At 63.7% G+C, this 15,192-nt stretch carries 19 protein-coding genes and 1 tRNA gene; 12 read left to right on the top strand and 8 right to left on the bottom strand.

Features of this window, described 5'->3' with window-relative positions:
* The first annotated feature begins 15 nt into the window (after nt 1-15).
* Both dut and D3872_RS17195 read left to right on the top strand, forming a co-directional pair.
* Nucleotides 16-465 (top strand): dUTP diphosphatase, encoded by a 450-nt coding sequence (gene dut, locus D3872_RS17190; RefSeq protein ID WP_119811955.1) that lies wholly within the window; start codon nt 16-18, stop codon nt 463-465.
* Between the two features lie 15 nt (nt 466-480).
* Nucleotides 481-1,569 (top strand): M48 family metallopeptidase, encoded by a 1,089-nt coding sequence (locus tag D3872_RS17195; protein WP_119811956.1) that lies wholly within the window; start codon nt 481-483, stop codon nt 1,567-1,569.
* Nucleotides 1,570-1,624: 55 nt separating this feature from the next.
* Here the strand turns inward: D3872_RS17195 and D3872_RS27110 are convergent, their stop codons facing one another.
* On the bottom strand, nt 1,625-1,759 hold the full coding sequence (locus D3872_RS27110; protein ID WP_274381736.1) for a hypothetical protein: 135 nt from the start codon (nt 1,757-1,759) through the stop codon (nt 1,625-1,627).
* A 44-nt stretch (nt 1,760-1,803) separates the two neighbouring features.
* On the opposite strand from D3872_RS27110, the gene D3872_RS17200 reads away from it, so the two are divergent.
* The 5 genes from D3872_RS17200 to D3872_RS17220 all read left to right on the top strand — a co-directional run bounded on the left by D3872_RS17200 (nt 1,804) and on the right by D3872_RS17220 (nt 5,391).
* Nucleotides 1,804-2,811 (top strand): XdhC family protein, encoded by a 1,008-nt coding sequence (locus D3872_RS17200; protein ID WP_119811957.1) that lies wholly within the window; start codon nt 1,804-1,806, stop codon nt 2,809-2,811.
* Nucleotides 2,812-2,892: 81 nt separating this feature from the next.
* Complete coding sequence (locus D3872_RS17205) at nt 2,893-3,795, top strand: DMT family transporter (protein WP_229459378.1); 903 nt, start codon at nt 2,893-2,895, stop codon at nt 3,793-3,795.
* A gap of 3 nt (nt 3,796-3,798) precedes the next feature.
* Entirely contained in the window at nt 3,799-4,695 is an 897-nt protein-coding gene (locus D3872_RS17210; RefSeq protein ID WP_119811958.1) for a DNA-3-methyladenine glycosylase family protein, read from the top strand.
* Nucleotides 4,696-4,826: 131 nt separating this feature from the next.
* Complete coding sequence (locus D3872_RS17215) at nt 4,827-5,039, top strand: ribbon-helix-helix protein, CopG family (RefSeq protein WP_119811959.1); 213 nt, start codon at nt 4,827-4,829, stop codon at nt 5,037-5,039.
* Between the two features lie 16 nt (nt 5,040-5,055).
* On the top strand, nt 5,056-5,391 hold the full coding sequence (locus D3872_RS17220; RefSeq protein WP_119811960.1) for a hypothetical protein: 336 nt from the start codon (nt 5,056-5,058) through the stop codon (nt 5,389-5,391).
* 111 nt (nt 5,392-5,502) lie between these two features.
* On the opposite strand, the gene D3872_RS17225 is transcribed toward D3872_RS17220, so the two are convergent.
* Nucleotides 5,503-5,579 (bottom strand) — tRNA-Met (locus D3872_RS17225).
* Between the two features lie 161 nt (nt 5,580-5,740).
* Between D3872_RS17225 and D3872_RS17230 the strand changes: the two genes are divergently transcribed.
* From D3872_RS17230 to D3872_RS17250, 5 genes are all read left to right on the top strand, one after another.
* Nucleotides 5,741-6,322 carry an NUDIX hydrolase gene (locus D3872_RS17230; protein WP_119811961.1) on the top strand — a complete coding sequence of 194 codons (582 nt, stop codon included), beginning with the start codon at nt 5,741-5,743 and terminating at the stop codon, nt 6,320-6,322.
* 10 nt (nt 6,323-6,332) lie between these two features.
* On the top strand, nt 6,333-7,061 hold the full coding sequence (gene aat / locus D3872_RS17235) for a leucyl/phenylalanyl-tRNA--protein transferase (RefSeq protein ID WP_119811962.1): 729 nt from the start codon (nt 6,333-6,335) through the stop codon (nt 7,059-7,061).
* A gap of 62 nt (nt 7,062-7,123) precedes the next feature.
* The gene (locus D3872_RS17240; RefSeq protein WP_119811963.1) at nt 7,124-7,852 is read left to right on the top strand and encodes an arginyltransferase; all 729 of its coding nucleotides are present in this window, start codon (nt 7,124-7,126) and stop codon (nt 7,850-7,852) included.
* 55 nt (nt 7,853-7,907) lie between these two features.
* Nucleotides 7,908-8,957, top strand: coding sequence for a quinone-dependent dihydroorotate dehydrogenase (locus D3872_RS17245; RefSeq protein WP_119812002.1), 1,050 nt, complete (start codon nt 7,908-7,910; stop codon nt 8,955-8,957).
* The gene (locus D3872_RS17250; RefSeq protein ID WP_119811964.1) at nt 8,954-10,000 is read left to right on the top strand and encodes an aldo/keto reductase; all 1,047 of its coding nucleotides are present in this window, start codon (nt 8,954-8,956) and stop codon (nt 9,998-10,000) included. Before D3872_RS17245 ends, D3872_RS17250 begins: the two co-directional genes overlap by 4 nt.
* A 129-nt stretch (nt 10,001-10,129) precedes the next feature.
* Here D3872_RS17250 and D3872_RS17255 read toward each other — a convergent pair whose 3' ends face one another.
* The 6 genes from D3872_RS17255 to D3872_RS17280 form a co-directional block, all read right to left on the bottom strand.
* On the bottom strand, nt 10,130-11,203 hold the full coding sequence (locus tag D3872_RS17255) for a sulfate/molybdate ABC transporter ATP-binding protein (RefSeq protein WP_119811965.1): 1,074 nt from the start codon (nt 11,201-11,203) through the stop codon (nt 10,130-10,132).
* Between the two features lies 1 nt (nt 11,204).
* Entirely contained in the window at nt 11,205-12,119 is a 915-nt protein-coding gene (cysW, locus tag D3872_RS17260) for a sulfate ABC transporter permease subunit CysW (protein WP_119811966.1), read from the bottom strand.
* On the bottom strand, nt 12,116-12,967 hold the full coding sequence (gene cysT, locus D3872_RS17265; protein WP_229459379.1) for a sulfate ABC transporter permease subunit CysT: 852 nt from the start codon (nt 12,965-12,967) through the stop codon (nt 12,116-12,118). Before cysT ends, cysW begins: the two co-directional genes overlap by 4 nt.
* Before the next feature lie 130 nt (nt 12,968-13,097).
* Nucleotides 13,098-13,871 carry a sulfite exporter TauE/SafE family protein gene (locus D3872_RS17270; protein WP_119811967.1) on the bottom strand — a complete coding sequence of 258 codons (774 nt, stop codon included), beginning with the start codon at nt 13,869-13,871 and terminating at the stop codon, nt 13,098-13,100.
* Between the two features lie 137 nt (nt 13,872-14,008).
* Nucleotides 14,009-14,647, bottom strand: coding sequence for a peroxiredoxin (locus D3872_RS17275; protein ID WP_119812004.1), 639 nt, complete (start codon nt 14,645-14,647; stop codon nt 14,009-14,011).
* A gap of 93 nt (nt 14,648-14,740) precedes the next feature.
* Nucleotides 14,741-15,127, bottom strand: coding sequence for a diacylglycerol kinase (locus D3872_RS17280; RefSeq protein ID WP_119811968.1), 387 nt, complete (start codon nt 15,125-15,127; stop codon nt 14,741-14,743).
* Between the last annotated feature and the right edge of the window lie 65 nt (nt 15,128-15,192).

Raw genomic sequence — 15,192 nt, forward strand, 5'->3', positions numbered from 1 at the left:
AAGACACGCAAATACATGAAGACCATCGACGTAAAGATCCTCGACCCCCGCATGAAGGACCAGCTGCCGGCCTACGCGACGCCCGGCAGCGCGGGGCTGGACCTGCGCGCCTGCCTCGACCACCCGGTCACCATCGAGCCTGGCCAGACCATCCTGGTGCCGACCGGCCTGGCGATCCACGTCGCCGATCCTGGCTATGCCGCCATGATCCTGCCGCGCAGCGGCATGGGTCACAAGAACGGCATTGTTCTGGGGAATCTGGTAGGCTTGATTGACTCCGACTATCAGGGTCAACTGATGGTCTCGACCTGGAACCGCGGCCAGGCTGCCTTTACGCTGAACCCGATGGAGCGCCTTGCGCAGCTGATCATCGTGCCTGTCCTGCAGGTTGGTTTCAAGGTCGTGGACGATTTCGATGCGAGTGAACGCGGTGCCGGAGGCTTTGGAAGCACCGGCAAACAATAATAAGTGAGGATAGCCATGACCCGTCTCGTCGGTCGCTGCCCGGCATTACTGGGCATATCAATCGCAGTACTTTTGTCGGCCTGCCAGACCATCGCGCCAAGTGCGCCCGTCACGCCGGCGCCCCAGCCGGCAGGCCCGGCCGAGGAAGCCAGGCCTGTCATTACGCCGCGCATCGCGGCAGCAGCCCAGACGCTGACGAAAATGGCGCAGCTCCAGGACCGCCTGTACCGCGTGGCGGCGCCGCTGCTGATCAAGAACACGGAGCTGTGCAAGAGCCACGCGCGCAACCTGCTCGGCTTCACGGCCAAGAACCGCTACTTCTACCCCGGCGAATACAACGAAGCGGCGCACCTCGCGCTGGACATGGGCGAGCGCATGCAGGTGACCGGCGTACTGGCCGGCAGCGGCGCCGCCAGGGCCGGGCTGAACGTGGGCGACCGCCTTGTCACCGCAGGCGGCAAACCGCTGCCGACCGGCCAGCGCGCGGTGTCGTCGGCCGGCTCGGTACTGGGTGCGCTGGTGCGCAACCAGTCCACCGTGGCGTTCGGGATCGAGCGCGACGCGAAGGAAAAGCAGCTGTCGGTGCCGGTCACCCGCGCCTGCAGCTTCGGCATCGAGCTTGGCAACGCGGACAATGTGAACTCGTATGCGGACGGGCAGCGCGTAATGGTCACGCGCGGGATGATCAGCTTCGCCGATGACGACGACGAACTGGCCTACGTCATGGCCAAGGGCATGGCCCACAATGCGCTGAACCACGCGTCGAAGGAACGCAACGCCGGCACCATCGGCTCGATCATCGAGAACCTGAAGAGCGTGCGTCCGGATACCTCGATGCTGATCGGCAGTGGCGGCATCAAGCCGATGCCGCAGGAACTCGATGCCGCGGCAGATGCACTGAGCCTGTACATGCTGGCGCGCGCGGGCTACAAGATCGACGACGCATCGTCGTTCTGGAAGCGGCTGGCGTCGACCCATCCGGCCACGGTGCTCAATGGGTATGTGGCGAACCACCCGTCGACGGCTTACCGCGTTGCGGTGATCGACAGGATCGTGGCCGACATCAAGGCGAAGAAGGCAGCGGGCCAGCCGCTGATGCCGTAAAACACCCGGAAGTCGTTTCCGGCAATGCCGGAAACGACGGCTCAGCGGTACAGGTCTAGCTCGGAAAATCCGGGAAAAACTTCGCCATCACAAACGTCAGCACGCCCAGCATGGCGACGGTTCCAACCAGCACCAGCAACAAACGGCCGAACTTCGGCGAGCCGTCGTCTTTTTTTGTATCATTGGTCATCTTCCACCTGCACTGTTGTTAAGTGCTCAGTATATTCGATCCCGATGGACAGCATAGACCTCGAAGTCCTCAAGACCGCCGCCCGCTGGATCGACGCCGGGCACCGCGTTGAACTTGTCACCGTCATCAAGACCTGGGGCTCCAGCCCGCGCCCGATCGGCGCCACGCTGGCCATCTGCGACGACGGCTGCGTGGTCGGCTCGGTTTCTGGCGGTTGCATCGAGGACGACCTGATCGACCGCGTGCGCCAGCAGGGCATCACCCGCACCGCTCCCGAGATCGTCAGCTATGGCATCACCGCCGACGAAGCCCACCGCTTCGGACTTCCCTGCGGCGGCACCATCGAACTGGCCATCGAACCGCTCTCCGGCTCCAGCAAGATCGCGGAACTGCTCGCGCGGCTGGAACAGCACGAACTGGTGGCCCGCAACGTCAACCTCGACACCGGAGCAGTCACCCTCGACACCGCGCAAGCCGGCGCAGCGCAGCGCATAGAAGGCCGGGTGCTCACCACCATCCACGGCCCGCGCTGGCGCCTGCTCATCATCGGCGCCGGCCAGCTGTCGCGCTTCCTGGCGCAGGTGGCCACGGCGATGGACTACCACGTTACCGTATGCGATCCGCGCGAAGAATACCGCGCCGGCTGGCAGCTGCCTGGCGTGCGGCTGGTGCACAGCATGCCCGACGACCTGGTGATCGAATCGCGGCTCGACGTCCGCAGCGCGGTCGTCGCCCTCACCCACGACCCCAAGCTGGACGATCTCGCGCTAATGGAGGCGCTGAAGTCGGACGCCTTCTACGTCGGCGCGATCGGCTCGCGCATGAACAACGCCAAGCGGCGCGAACGCCTCAGGGAATTCGACCTCAACGACGAGCAGCTGGCACGCCTGCACGGCCCGATCGGCCTTTATATCGGCAGCAAGACCCCGGCCGAAATCGCGATCTCGATCATGGCCGAACTCACCGCCGTCAAGAACGGCGTGCCGCAGCAGCTGCGCATGGCGCATGCCGACGGCGCCGGCGAGGCGACATCGGACGTCTGCGCGCGCTAGCCAATTCAAAAGCAAGAACCGGCTTTCCGGACGCAGGCCGGCATCCGACAATAACAACATCAAGAAACGGGACACCCAAAGATGAACACTGCCAGCATGCTCCGCCTCGTAACGCTCGCCGCGATCTGGGGCAGCTCATTCCTGTTCATGCGGATCGCCGCACCAGTGCTGGGACCGGCCGTGCTGATCGAATACCGCGTCGGCTTCGCCGCCGTGTTCCTCGCCATCGTCGGCTTCTTCCTCCACAAGCGCCTCGACCTGCGCGCCAACTGGAAGCACTACCTTGTGCTTGGCCTGCTCAACTCCGCCCTGCCCTTCCTGCTGTTCGCCTACGCCGCGCGCACCCTGTCCGCTTCGGTGCTGTCGGTGCTGAACGCCACCGCGCCGATGTGGGGCGCCCTGATCGGCGCGCTGTGGTCGCGCCAGGCCATCTCCGGGCGCAGCGCGCTGGGCCTGATCCTCGGCACCGCGGGCGTCGCGCTGCTGGTCGGTTTCGACCAGGTGACCTCGCTCCCCGGCGCCGGCATCGCGATCTGCGCCGCGCTGGTCGCGGCAATCTGCTACAGCATCGCCAGCGCCTATGCGCGCACGGCGAAAAGCGTGGAGCCGTTCGCCAATGCCCACGGCAGCATGTGGGCCGCCACCCTGCTCGTGATCCCGGTGCTGCCGTTCTTTCCCGCACCGGCCGAGCCGACCATCGGCATCATGGGCGCCGCGCTCGCACTGGGCCTCATGTGCACCGGCATCGCTTACGTCCTCTACTTCAAGCTGATCCAGGACGTCGGTCCGACTTCCGCGCTGACGGTCACCTTCCTCAATCCCCTGTTCGGCATCCTGTGGGGCGCGCTGTTCCTGGACGAAGTGGTCGGCTGGCACACCATCCTCGGCGCGGCCATCGTCATCACCGGCACGGCGCTGGTCACCGGCTTCAAGCCAGCCTTCCTGAGCCGTGCTATCGTTTCGCCCTCGCCCAAGACCAAGTAAGGCATGCCCTTGCAGCAGATATCGATCGAACTTCCAGAAGGCTACCGCAGCGCGGACGTCATGGCTTTCCACGGCCGAGATGCCGAAGGCGTGGCCGAACAGGTAGCGCCCGGCCGCATCCGCAAGGGCGTCGTTCTCGACGATATTCCGGTCGCGCTGGACATCGCACTGGCGCCACGCCGCGCGACGATCGACATCGACGCGGGTGGCGCGCTCACGCAGCGCGCGTCGCAGCTGCTGGACGATGCGCTGCTCAACATTCTCGGCTTGCGCATCGATCCGGAACCCTTCCTGCGTGCGTCTGCCGGCGACCCACTGCTGGGCCCTGTCGTGCAGCGCAATGCGGGCCTGCGCATCGTGCAGTCGGCCACCATTTTCGAAGCGCTCACCTGGGCCATCATCGGCCAGCAGATCAACCTGAACTTCGCGATCGCGCTGCGCCGCACCTTCATCGTGCAGGCAGGCCGCCAGCACGCCAGCGGATTGTGGTGCTACCCTGAAGCGGCCGACGTGGCGAAGCTGTCGGTGGAAGACCTGACGACGCGGAAGTTCTCGCGCTCGAAAGCCGAGACCCTGCTGCGGCTCGCGCAGCTGGTCGACGACGGCGCCCTGTCGCTCGAACGCAGCGACGACATCGAACACGTGTCGGCCTCGCTACTAGCCGTAAAAGGAATCGGCCCGTGGACCGTCAATTACGCGTTGCTGCGCGGCTACGGCTATCCCGACTGTTCGCTGCACGGCGACGTCGCGATCCGCGCCGCCTTCCAGCGCCTGCTGGGCGAGGACAGCAAGCCGGACATGCCGCGCACCGAAGCGCTGCTGGCGCGTTACAAACCGCACCGCACGATGGCTGCGGCACATCTCTGGGCAAGCCTGAATACTCCCAACGAACAGTCCTGATTTACTTGATGCAAAGCCTCTGACATGGTTCATTCAAGATCCTCGCGCACTCGCAGAACATCCGCTTGAATTCGCTGTCCAATCCTGATACGTTGAATGAAGCGATTGCCCAAGCTCTGTAGGAGTAAGTCATGGATACGAAGGTTTACAAAGCATCTGTCGAATTGAGGGAAGCTGATTTTAAAGTGCTCGAGCAACTCGCCGCCTCCCGCAATGTGAGCACCGCCGACATCCTGCGAGATGCCTTGGCCAATTTCATTTTTATCGATAAGGCCAAGAGAAACGGGCACACCCTACTGATCGAAGACAAGAATCAGAACCTTCAACAAGTCTTCTTCCAGTAATTTCAATAGGTGGCCCATGAATGACCATGAGACCAAGAAGGTATCGACGGGCCATGACGTCGCTTCTCCGCCTATATCGCCACCGCCGGTCAGCGCGATCCCGACAAGGCAGTACAACCATCAGAAGGAACAGGAGAAGGCACGTCGCAACGTTGCGTACTGGTTAGTCTGGATCGTCGCGTCCATCATTTTTCTTGCATTTGCGTATTTATGGACCTTACCGCTAACCCGAGGAACGAGGGAATACGTCGATAACCTCGTGCAGGTACTCCAAATCGTTTTTGCACCCATCATTACGTTGGCCGGGACCGCCATTGGCTACTATTTCGGCGCGAACGCCTCCCAGCGTTAGGCTGGGCAGTCCAGTCCCACAAGCGGCTTCCTACTCACGGCTTAGAAAAGAACCCAACGCCCAAAATCGAAAAAGCCGCTGACCCTTTCCAGGATCAACGGCTTTAGAATTTGGTTGCGGGGACAGGATTTGAACCTGTGACCTTCGGGTTATGAGCCCGACGAGCTGCCAGACTGCTCCACCCCGCGTCTGATGCAATCATTATACGGCCGTTTGCCCAATTAGGCAATGTTAATCCCAACAAGATGCGCGATAGCATCGAACCATGGCCGGCAACACAGCCTTGTGCGAGCGGCACGGCAGGCGCAATCGGTGTAAAGTAAGCGAAATATTATTCTTTGTGCGATCTATGAAATTTTGTTCCGAGTGTGCCCATCCTGTCGACCTGCGCGTTCCTGAGGGCGACAACCGGCCACGCTACGTGTGCGGGCAGTGCGAGGCAATCCATTATCAAAATCCCAAACTGGTGGTCGGCTCGATTCCGGTGTGGGAGAACGACGGCGAACTGAAGGTCCTGCTGTGCAAGCGCGCGATCGAACCGCGCTACGGCTACTGGACCCTGCCCGCCGGCTTCATGGAGAACGAAGAGACCACGGCGCAGGCCGCGCAGCGTGAAACCGAAGAGGAAGCCGGCGCCCACGTCGAGCTGGGCGAACTGTTCACCTTGCTCAACGTTGCCCAGGTTCATCAGGTTCACCTGTTCTACCTTGCCCGCCTGATCGACCTGGACTTCGCGCCCGGCATCGAGAGCCTGGACGTGCAGCTGTTCGCCGAGGATGAAATTCCGTGGGACGACCTGGCCTTCCCCACTGTACGCACCACGCTGGAACTGTTCTTCGCCGACCGCGTCAAAATGCGTGAGGGCGGAAGCTATGGTTTCCACAGCCGTGACCTCGTGCGCTCGATGCGCATGTCCAGCGACGCCAGTTAAAGCAGCAATCATGATTCCGTGGCTTGAAACGACAACGCCGTTCCCCGACGTGTCCGAGGCTTTGACGATCGACGCGCCGGGCCTGCTTGCCGCCGGCGCCGACCTGTCGCCGCAGCGCCTGCTTTCGGCCTACCGCAACGGCATCTTCCCGTGGTTTTCCGAAGGCCAGCCCATCCTGTGGTGGAGCACCGACCCGCGCATGGTGCTGCGCACCGAAAATTTCCGTATCAGCGACAGCATGCGCAAGACATTGCGCCGCGTCGACCGCAGCATGCAGCACGGCGGCCGCTGGCAGATCCGCTTCGACTGCGCCTTCGAGCGCGTGATGCGCGCCTGCGCCGCCCCGCGCCGCGACGGGCCCGGCACCTGGATCTCCGAGGAAATCATCAGCGGCTACACCGGCCTGCACGCGCTCGGCTACGCGCACTCGTCCGAAGTCTGGCTCGACGGCAAGCTGGTTGGCGGCGCCTACGGCGTTTGCATCGGCCGCATGTTCTACGGCGAGTCGATGTTCGCCCACGTCACCGACGCCTCCAAGATCGCGCTGGCCTACCTGGTGGCCTTCCTGCGCAGCCAGGGCGTGGGCATGATCGACTGCCAGCAGGAAACCGGCCACCTGGCCTCGCTGGGCGCCGCGCCGATCCCGCGCAGCGCCTTCCTGGAGCATTTGCGGGCCGCGATCCGGCAGCCAGAGATCGAGCAGTGGACCCCGGCGCCGCCCTTGACGGACGCGCGCTAATACCGGCAAACTTTCGCTACAATAGGACGACGGGAAATCCAACGGCACCGGAAAGAAACAGCATGACGCACCTGAACGACTTGCCTTTCGCCACGCTGCAGTTCTACACCACCGCGCCGTATCCGTGCAGCTACCTCGACGCGCGCCACGCGCGCTCGCAGGTCGCCACCCCCTCCCACCTGATCAACGCCGACGTTTATTCCGAGCTCGTCAAGAACGGTTTTCGCCGCAGCGGCATCTTCACCTACCGCCCCTATTGCGACGGCTGCCACGCCTGCATCCCGGTGCGGGTCAAGGCCGACCAGTTCAAGCCCAACCGCGGCCAGCGCCGGGCCTGGGCGCGCCATTCCGCGCTGGTGGCCAGCGTCGCCAACCTGAGCTTCTCGGACGAACACTACGCGCTCTACCTGCGCTACCAGACCACCCGCCACCCCGGCGGCGGCATGGACCAGGACAGCCGCGACCAGTACGCCCAGTTCCTGTTGCAAAGCCGGGTCAACACCCGCCTGGTCGAATTCCGCGACCCGGAAGGCGTGCTGCGCATGGTTTCGATCATCGACGTGCTGTCCGACGGTCTGTCGTCGGTGTACACCTTTTTCGACCCGGACGTGCCGGGCGCCTCCTTCGGCACCTACAACGTCATGTGGCAGATCGGCCAGGCGCGCGAGCTCGGCCTGCCCCACGTCTACCTGGGCTACTGGATCGAGCAAAGCCCCAAAATGGCCTACAAGATCAATTTCCGCCCGCTCGAAGCGCGCATCAACGGCAGCTGGGGACTGCTCGGCAAGTAGCCGCGGGGTAACGGCGCGGGGTAAAATGCCGTTCCGTTTCAAGCTGAGTACCCCCATGTCCCAAAAACTGCTGTACGCAATGGCCCGCCCGCTGCTGTTCGCACTCGACGCCGAGTCGGCCCACAACCTGACCCTGCCCGCACTGCGCACCGCCGCCTCGCTCGGCCTTGCCGGCGCCATCCGCAAGCCCGATCCCGACCCGCGCACGGTCATGGGCATCACCTTCCCCAATCCGGTCGGCCTCGCGGCGGGCCTGGACAAGGATGGCAGGTACATCGACGGACTGGCGGCCCTTGGTTTCGGCTTCATCGAGATCGGCACGGTGACGCCGCGCGCGCAGCCGGGCAATCCCAGGCCGCGCATGTTCCGCCTGCCCCGCAAGCAGGCCATCATCAACCGCATGGGCTTCAACAACGGCGGCGTCGATGCTTTCGTGGCCAACGTGCAGGCCTCGCGCTTCTACCAGAACAAGGAAGGCGTGCTGGGACTGAACATCGGCAAGAACGCCGACACGCCGATCGAGCGCGCGGCAGACGACTACCTGCATTGCCTTGAAAAGGTCTACCCGTACGCCAGCTACGTCACGGTCAACATTTCGTCGCCGAACACCAAGAACCTGCGCCAGTTGCAGGACGCGTCCGAACTCGACACCCTGCTCTCCCGGCTGAAGGAAGCGCAGGCGCGCCTGGCCGACCAGCACAAGCGCTACGTGCCGCTGACGCTGAAGATCGCGCCGGACATCGACGGGGAACAGATCAAGAACATCGCCGACGCACTGCTGCGCCACAAGATCGACGGCGTCATCGCCACCAACACCACCACCGACCGCCGCGACGTCGAGCGCGAACACCACGGCACCGAAGCGGGCGGCCTGTCGGGCGCCCCGGTGTTCCAGCAATCGAATATCGTGGTACGCGCATTGCACCGCGAACTGGGCGGCGCGGTGCCGATCATCGGCGTCGGCGGCATCATGCGCGGCGAGGACGCGAAGGAAAAAATGCGTGCCGGCGCATCGCTGGTGCAGGTGTACAGCGGCCTGATTTACGCAGGCCCGGCGCTGGTGCGCGACTGCGCGAAGGCGCTCAAGGGAGTCCAGCCAAAATGAAGCGCGTGAAGCTGGGCGCCAGCACGCTCGAGGTGACGCCGATCTGCCTGGGGACCATGACCTTCGGCGAGCAGAACACCGAAGAACAGGCGCACAGCCAGCTCGATTATGCGCTCGAGCGCGGCATCAACTTCATCGACACAGCCGAGATGTACCCGGTGATGCCGCGGCCAACGACGCAAGGCTCGACCGAACGCTTCATCGGCTCGTGGCTGAAGAAGACCGGCAAGCGTGACCGCGTGGTGCTGGCCACCAAGGTGGCGGGGCCGAACGCCGCGATGCACTGGATCCGCAACGGCAAGAACAACCTCGATGCGGCGAATATCCGCGCCGCGGTCGAATCGAGCCTGAAGCGGCTGCAGACCGACTACATCGACCTGTACCAGATGCACTGGCCAAGCCGGAACGTGCCGGTGTTCGGCGCCACCGCTTTCGATCCAGGCAATGAGCGAGCAAGCGTGGCGATCGAAGACACGCTGGCCGTGCTGGGCAGCCTGGTCGACGAGGGCAAGATCCGCTATATCGGCGTATCGAACGAAAGCTGCTGGGGCGTCAGCGAATATGTGAAGCAGGCCGAAAACAAGGGCCTGCCGCGCATCGCCACGATCCAGAACCTGTACAACCTGGCCGCGCGCGGCTTCGAGACCAGCCTGCTGGACGAGACCTGCATGCGCGAGTACGTCAGCCTGCTGGCCTACAGCCCGCTGGCGTTCGGGCAGTTGAGCGGGAAGTACATGGACAACCCGCATGCACACGGCAGGCTGACCATTTTCCCGCCGACCTGGAGTCCGCGCTACCTGCGGCCAGCTGTGCTGCACGCCGTGAAGGAATACGCGGCGCTGGCGCGCGCCCACGGCATGACGCCGGCACAGATGGCGCTTGCGTGGTGCTATTCGAGGTGGTTCGTCGCATCGACCATCATCGGCGCTACGACGCTGGAACAGCTGAAAGAGAACATCGACGCGGCGCAGCTTACGCTGTCGAGGGATGTGGTGGACGCGATCGACGCGATCCATGCGCGGATCACCAATCCGGGGCAATGAACGATCAGACGTAGGGCGGATAAGCGCAAGCGCATCCGCCGATTGCACGCGTCTACGTGATGCATGCAAATGGCGGATGCGCTTGCGCTTATCCGCCCTACGCGTCCCCGGCGAATATTTCGCGGATGATTAAATCGCGGCGCCCTGGTCCACAAACACCTGCATCCGGCGCGGCCTGACCAGCAGCGTCTCCCCTTCCTTCAATCCCAGCTGCGCGAAGCGCTCGTTCGGAATCACCGCCTCGATCAGCTGCGCATTGTCATCGCGCTCCAGGTCCAGCTGCGCCAGCGGCCCGATCGCATGCGCGCGGCGCAGCTTGACGACAATGCCCTCCCCACCCGCGACGTAGCGGTCGACATCGAGATCATGCGGCCGCACATAGGCGATGCCTTTCCCGTCCTGCACTTCCGCATGGTCCGGCACATCGAAATTCACGCCGCCGCTGGCCATCACACCTTCGTGCACACGCCCGTGGAACAGGTTCACATTGCCCAGGAAGCTGTACACGAACGGCGACGCCGGGTTGTTGTACACCGAGTCCGGCGTGCCAAGCTGTTCCACCCTCCCCTTGTTCATCAACACCACTTGGTCCGCCACTTCCAGCGCTTCTTCCTGGTCGTGGGTGACGAAGATGCTGGTGACGTGCAGTTCGTCATGCAGGCGGCGCAGCCAGCGGCGCAGTTCCTTGCGCACCTTGGCGTCGAGCGCGCCGAACGGTTCGTCCAGCAGCAGCACGCGCGGTTCGACCGCGAGTGCGCGCGCCAGCGCGATGCGCTGCCGCTGGCCGCCCGACAGCTGCGGCGGATAGCGGTCGCCCAGCCAGTCCAGCTGCACCAGGTCCAGCAGCTGGTGCACCTTGTGGCGGATCTGCTCCTCGTTCGGGCGCTCGCTGCGCGGCTTGACGCGCAGGCCGAAGGCGACGTTCTCGAACACGGTCATGTGCTTGAACAACGCGTAATGCTGGAACACGAAGCCGACCTGGCGCTCGCGCACGTGGCGCGCGGAGGCGTCCTCGCCGTCGAGCAGCACCTGGCCCGAGTCCGGATGCTCGAGGCCCGCGATAATGCGCAGCAGAGTCGTCTTGCCGCAGCCGGAAGGTCCCAGCAGCGCGGTCAGTTCGCCCGCGGGGAACTGCAGCGATACGTTGTCGAGGGCGGTGAATTGGCCGAACTGCTTGCGGATGTTGTTGACTTCGATCGTCATGTCAGTGCTCCAGGTTGCGTGCTGCGGCGTCGGTCGACATGCTCTCGTGGAGACGCCATTCGACAAAGGACTTGATTGCCAGGGTCACCAGCGCCAGCAATGCCAGCAGCGAGGCGACCGCGAAAGCAGCCGCGAAGTTGTATTCGTTGTAAAGGATTTCGACGTGCAGCGGCATGGTGTTGGTCTCGCCGCGGATGTGGCCCGACACCACCGAGACCGCGCCGAACTCGCCCATCGCGCGGGCGTTACACAAGATCACGCCGTACAGCAGGCCCCATTTGATGTTGGGCAGCGTCACGCGCCAGAAGGTGCTCCAGCCCGATGCGCCCAGCACCAGCGCAGCTTCCTCTTCCTCGGTGCCCTGCGCCTGCATCAGCGGGATCAGCTCGCGCGCCACGAACGGGAAGGTGATGAACACGGTGGCGAGGACGATGCCGGGCACCGCGAACAGGATCTTGATGTCGTGCTCCATCAGCCAGGCGCCGAACCAGCCTTCGGCGCCGAACATCAGCACGTAGATCAGGCCCGCGATCACCGGCGACACCGAGAACGGCAGGTCGATCAGGGTCAGCAGGATACTCTTGCCGCGGAATTCGAACTTGGCGATGCACCACGCCGCGCACACGCCGAACACGAGGTTCAGCGGCACCGAGATGGCTGCGGCGATCAGGGTCAGCTTGATGGCCGAAATGGCGTCCGGGTCGACGATGGAGGCACGGTAGGCTTCCCAGCCCTTGGCGAAGGCCTGCACGAAGACAGCCACCAGCGGCACGAACAGGAACAGCGTCAGGAACACCAGCGCGATGGAAATCAGGGTGATACGCACCCACGCCGGTTCGAACACGTTCGACGTGGTCGGCAGTTCGCCGCGGCGCACCGGCGCCGCCTGCGGTTTGGAGTCGAGGACGGCGCTCATTTCTTGCCTGCCCTTCTGCGGGTCCATGCCTGCAGCAGGTTAATCGCCAGCAGCAGGAGGAAGGACACCACCAGCATCACCACCGCGATCGCGGTCGCGCCGGTGTAGTCGTACTGTTCCAGCTTGGTGATGATGAACAGCGGCGTGATCTCGGACACCAGCGGCAGGTTGCCGGCGATGAAAATCACCGAGCCGTATTCGCCGGTGGCGCGCGCAAAGGCGAGCGCGAAGCCGGTCAGCAGCGCGGGCACGATGCTCGGGAAGACCACGCGCGAGAAGGTCTGGAACGACGAGGCGCCCAGGCTGGCGGCGGCTTCCTCGAGCTCGCGCTCGGCCTCCTCCAGCACCGGCTGCACGGTGCGCACCACGAACGGCAGGCCGATGAAGGTCAGCGCCACCACCACGCCCAGCGGCGAGAAGGCGACCTTGATGCCGAGCGGGTCGAGATACTGGCCGATCCAGCCGTTGTTGGCGTACAGCGCGGTCAGCGTGATGCCCGCCACCGCGGTCGGCAGTGCGAACGGCAGATCGACCAGCGCGTCGATGAAGCGCTTGCCGGGGAAGCTGTAGCGCACCAGCACCCAGGCGACGATGCCGCCGAAGATGACGTTGATGAAGGCGCCGATCAGCGATGCGCCGAAGGTCAGGCGGTAGGATGCCATCACCCGCTCGGATGTGACGGCGCTCCAGAATGCCTCCCACGTCATCGTGAAGGTCTTCAGGAATACCGCCGACAGCGGGATCAGGACGATCAGCGCCAGGTAAAGGATGGTAAAGCCGAGCGTCAGGCCGAAGCCGGGCATCACCCGGTACGGCGCCGCGCGCGGCTTCAGGTTGGGTACAGACATTTGGCGTCCTCTTGTTCAGTAATCGTGCTGATAAGGAACAATCGTCTCACGCAGTGATCATAAAGCAAACGAAGCAAATGTCATTTGCATAGACGATTCATGTCTGTGGCCCGTGCGCGCCAGCGCCGCCTCAGTAGATCAGCTTGGCGGCGACGCCGGTCAGGGTCATGGCCAGCAGGGCGCGCAGGAAGCGTTCCGGCACCGCGCGCGCTATCCAGGAGCCGAGCGTGATGCCCGGCACGGAGCCGATCAGCAGCGTGAACAGCAGGGTCCAGTTAATCGAGCCCAGCCACCAGTGGCCGACGGCGGCGATGGCGGTCAGGGGCACCGCGTAGGCGATGTCGGTGCCGGCCACTTCGGCCGAGCTGAGGCGTGGATAGAGCATGACCAGCAAGGTCGCGCCGATGGCCCCGGCGCCGATCGAGGAAACCGTGACCAGGATGCCGAGCACGGCGCCGGACACGATGGTGGCGGTGGCCAGCGCCCTGCCCTTCAGCTGGCGTCCCGGCCTGGCGTTGATCCACGCCAGCATCTTGCCCTTGAACAGCAAGGCGACGACGGTCAGCAGGACCGATCCGGCGATCGAGTAGCGGATGAGCTGGCCCATCTCGGGGGTCAGGGTGCCGAAGTACTTGAGGCCGGCCGTGGCCACCAGTGCGGCGGGCAAGGCGCCGATGCACAGCAGCTTGACGATGTCCCAGTGGACAGTGCCGCGCAGGCGGTGGGTGAAGGTGCCGAAGCCCTTGGTGATGGAGGCGAAAGCGAGGTCGGTGCCGACCGCGACCGACGGCGGCACGCCGAACAGCAGGGTCAGGAGCGGCGTCATCAGCGAACCGCCGCCAACGCCGGTCATCCCGACCAGCAGGCCGACCGCAAAGCCGGAAATTACGTATGTCAGCAACATGGAGAGCCCCTAGAGTGACGTCCAGCTTAAAGGGGCTCAGCCGTAATCCAAACAACAGCTTCCTCATTTACTTATGCGGGTTTGGGGCGGAGTTGCCTGGCGGCACTACGAAACCGAAGGCCGCCAGTTGCGCAGATTTACTTGTTCGGCTGCGGCGTGATACGCAAATACGGCTTCGGCGCCTTGAACCCCTTCGGATACTTCTGCTTGATGACCTCCGGATCCTGCACGGTCAGCGGAATGATCACGTCATCGCCATCCTGCCAGTTGCCCGGCGTCGCCACCGCATGGCTGTCGGTCAGCTGCAGTGCGTCGATCACGCGCAGCACCTCGTCGAAGTTGCGCCCCGTGCTCATCGGGTAGGTGATCGACAGGCGCACCTTCTTGTTCGGGTCGATCACGAACAGCGAGCGCACGGTCGCGGTGGCCGACATCTCGGGATGGATCATGTCGTACAGCGTGGACACCTTGCGGTCGGCGTCGGCAATGATCGGGAACCCGACCACCGTTTGCTGGGTCTCTTCGATATCCTTGATCCAGGTGTTGTGCGACTCGGCCGCGTCGACCGACAGCGCGATCGCCTTGACGTTGCGCTTGTCAAACTCCGGCTTGAGCTTCGCCGTCAGCCCCAGCTCGGTGGTGCAGACCGGCGTGAAATCGGCCGGATGCGAGAACAGGACCGACCACGAATCGCCAGCCCACTCATGGAAACGGATCTTGCCGATCGAGGAATCCTGTTCGAAATCAGGTGCGGTATCGCCCAAGCGTAAAGTCATCGTAAACTCCGTCATGGAAAAGTTAAGGGGAAATCAATAATAGCAAGAATGCCAGCAAGGCATTGTGCGACGACCCGATTTTCCCAGAACCTGTCAATAGAAGCGGTTGAACAACACGACGATCCACGATATGGCGGCGATGGCCATGGCGACCGCGACTGCGGCGCTGCCGAGGTCCTTGGCGTTCTTCGACAGCGGGTGGCGTTCCAGCGAAATGCGGTCGATCACCGCTTCGATGGCGGAATTGATGAGTTCGACGGTGAGCACGAACAGCATGACGGCGATCAGGAAAGCCTTCTGGAACGCCGAGATCGGCAACAGCAGCGCGGCGATGGTGCCGATGATAACCACCACCACTTCCTGGCGGAAGGCGTGCTCGTGTCGCCATGCGGTGCGGAAACCGTCCATCGTGTTGCGCACGGCGCCGCTGATGCGGCCGAGGCCGCCCTTGCTCTTGAATTCGCTAACCGGTTGTTCCATGGAGTGTTTTCAAAGAATCATGTAGTACACCATTATGCCCCGCGCGGCGCAAAATATACATCGCC

This window comes from Massilia cavernae (assembly GCF_003590855.1).
GTDB classification, from domain to species: Bacteria; Pseudomonadota; Gammaproteobacteria; order Burkholderiales; family Burkholderiaceae_D; genus Telluria_A; species Telluria_A cavernae.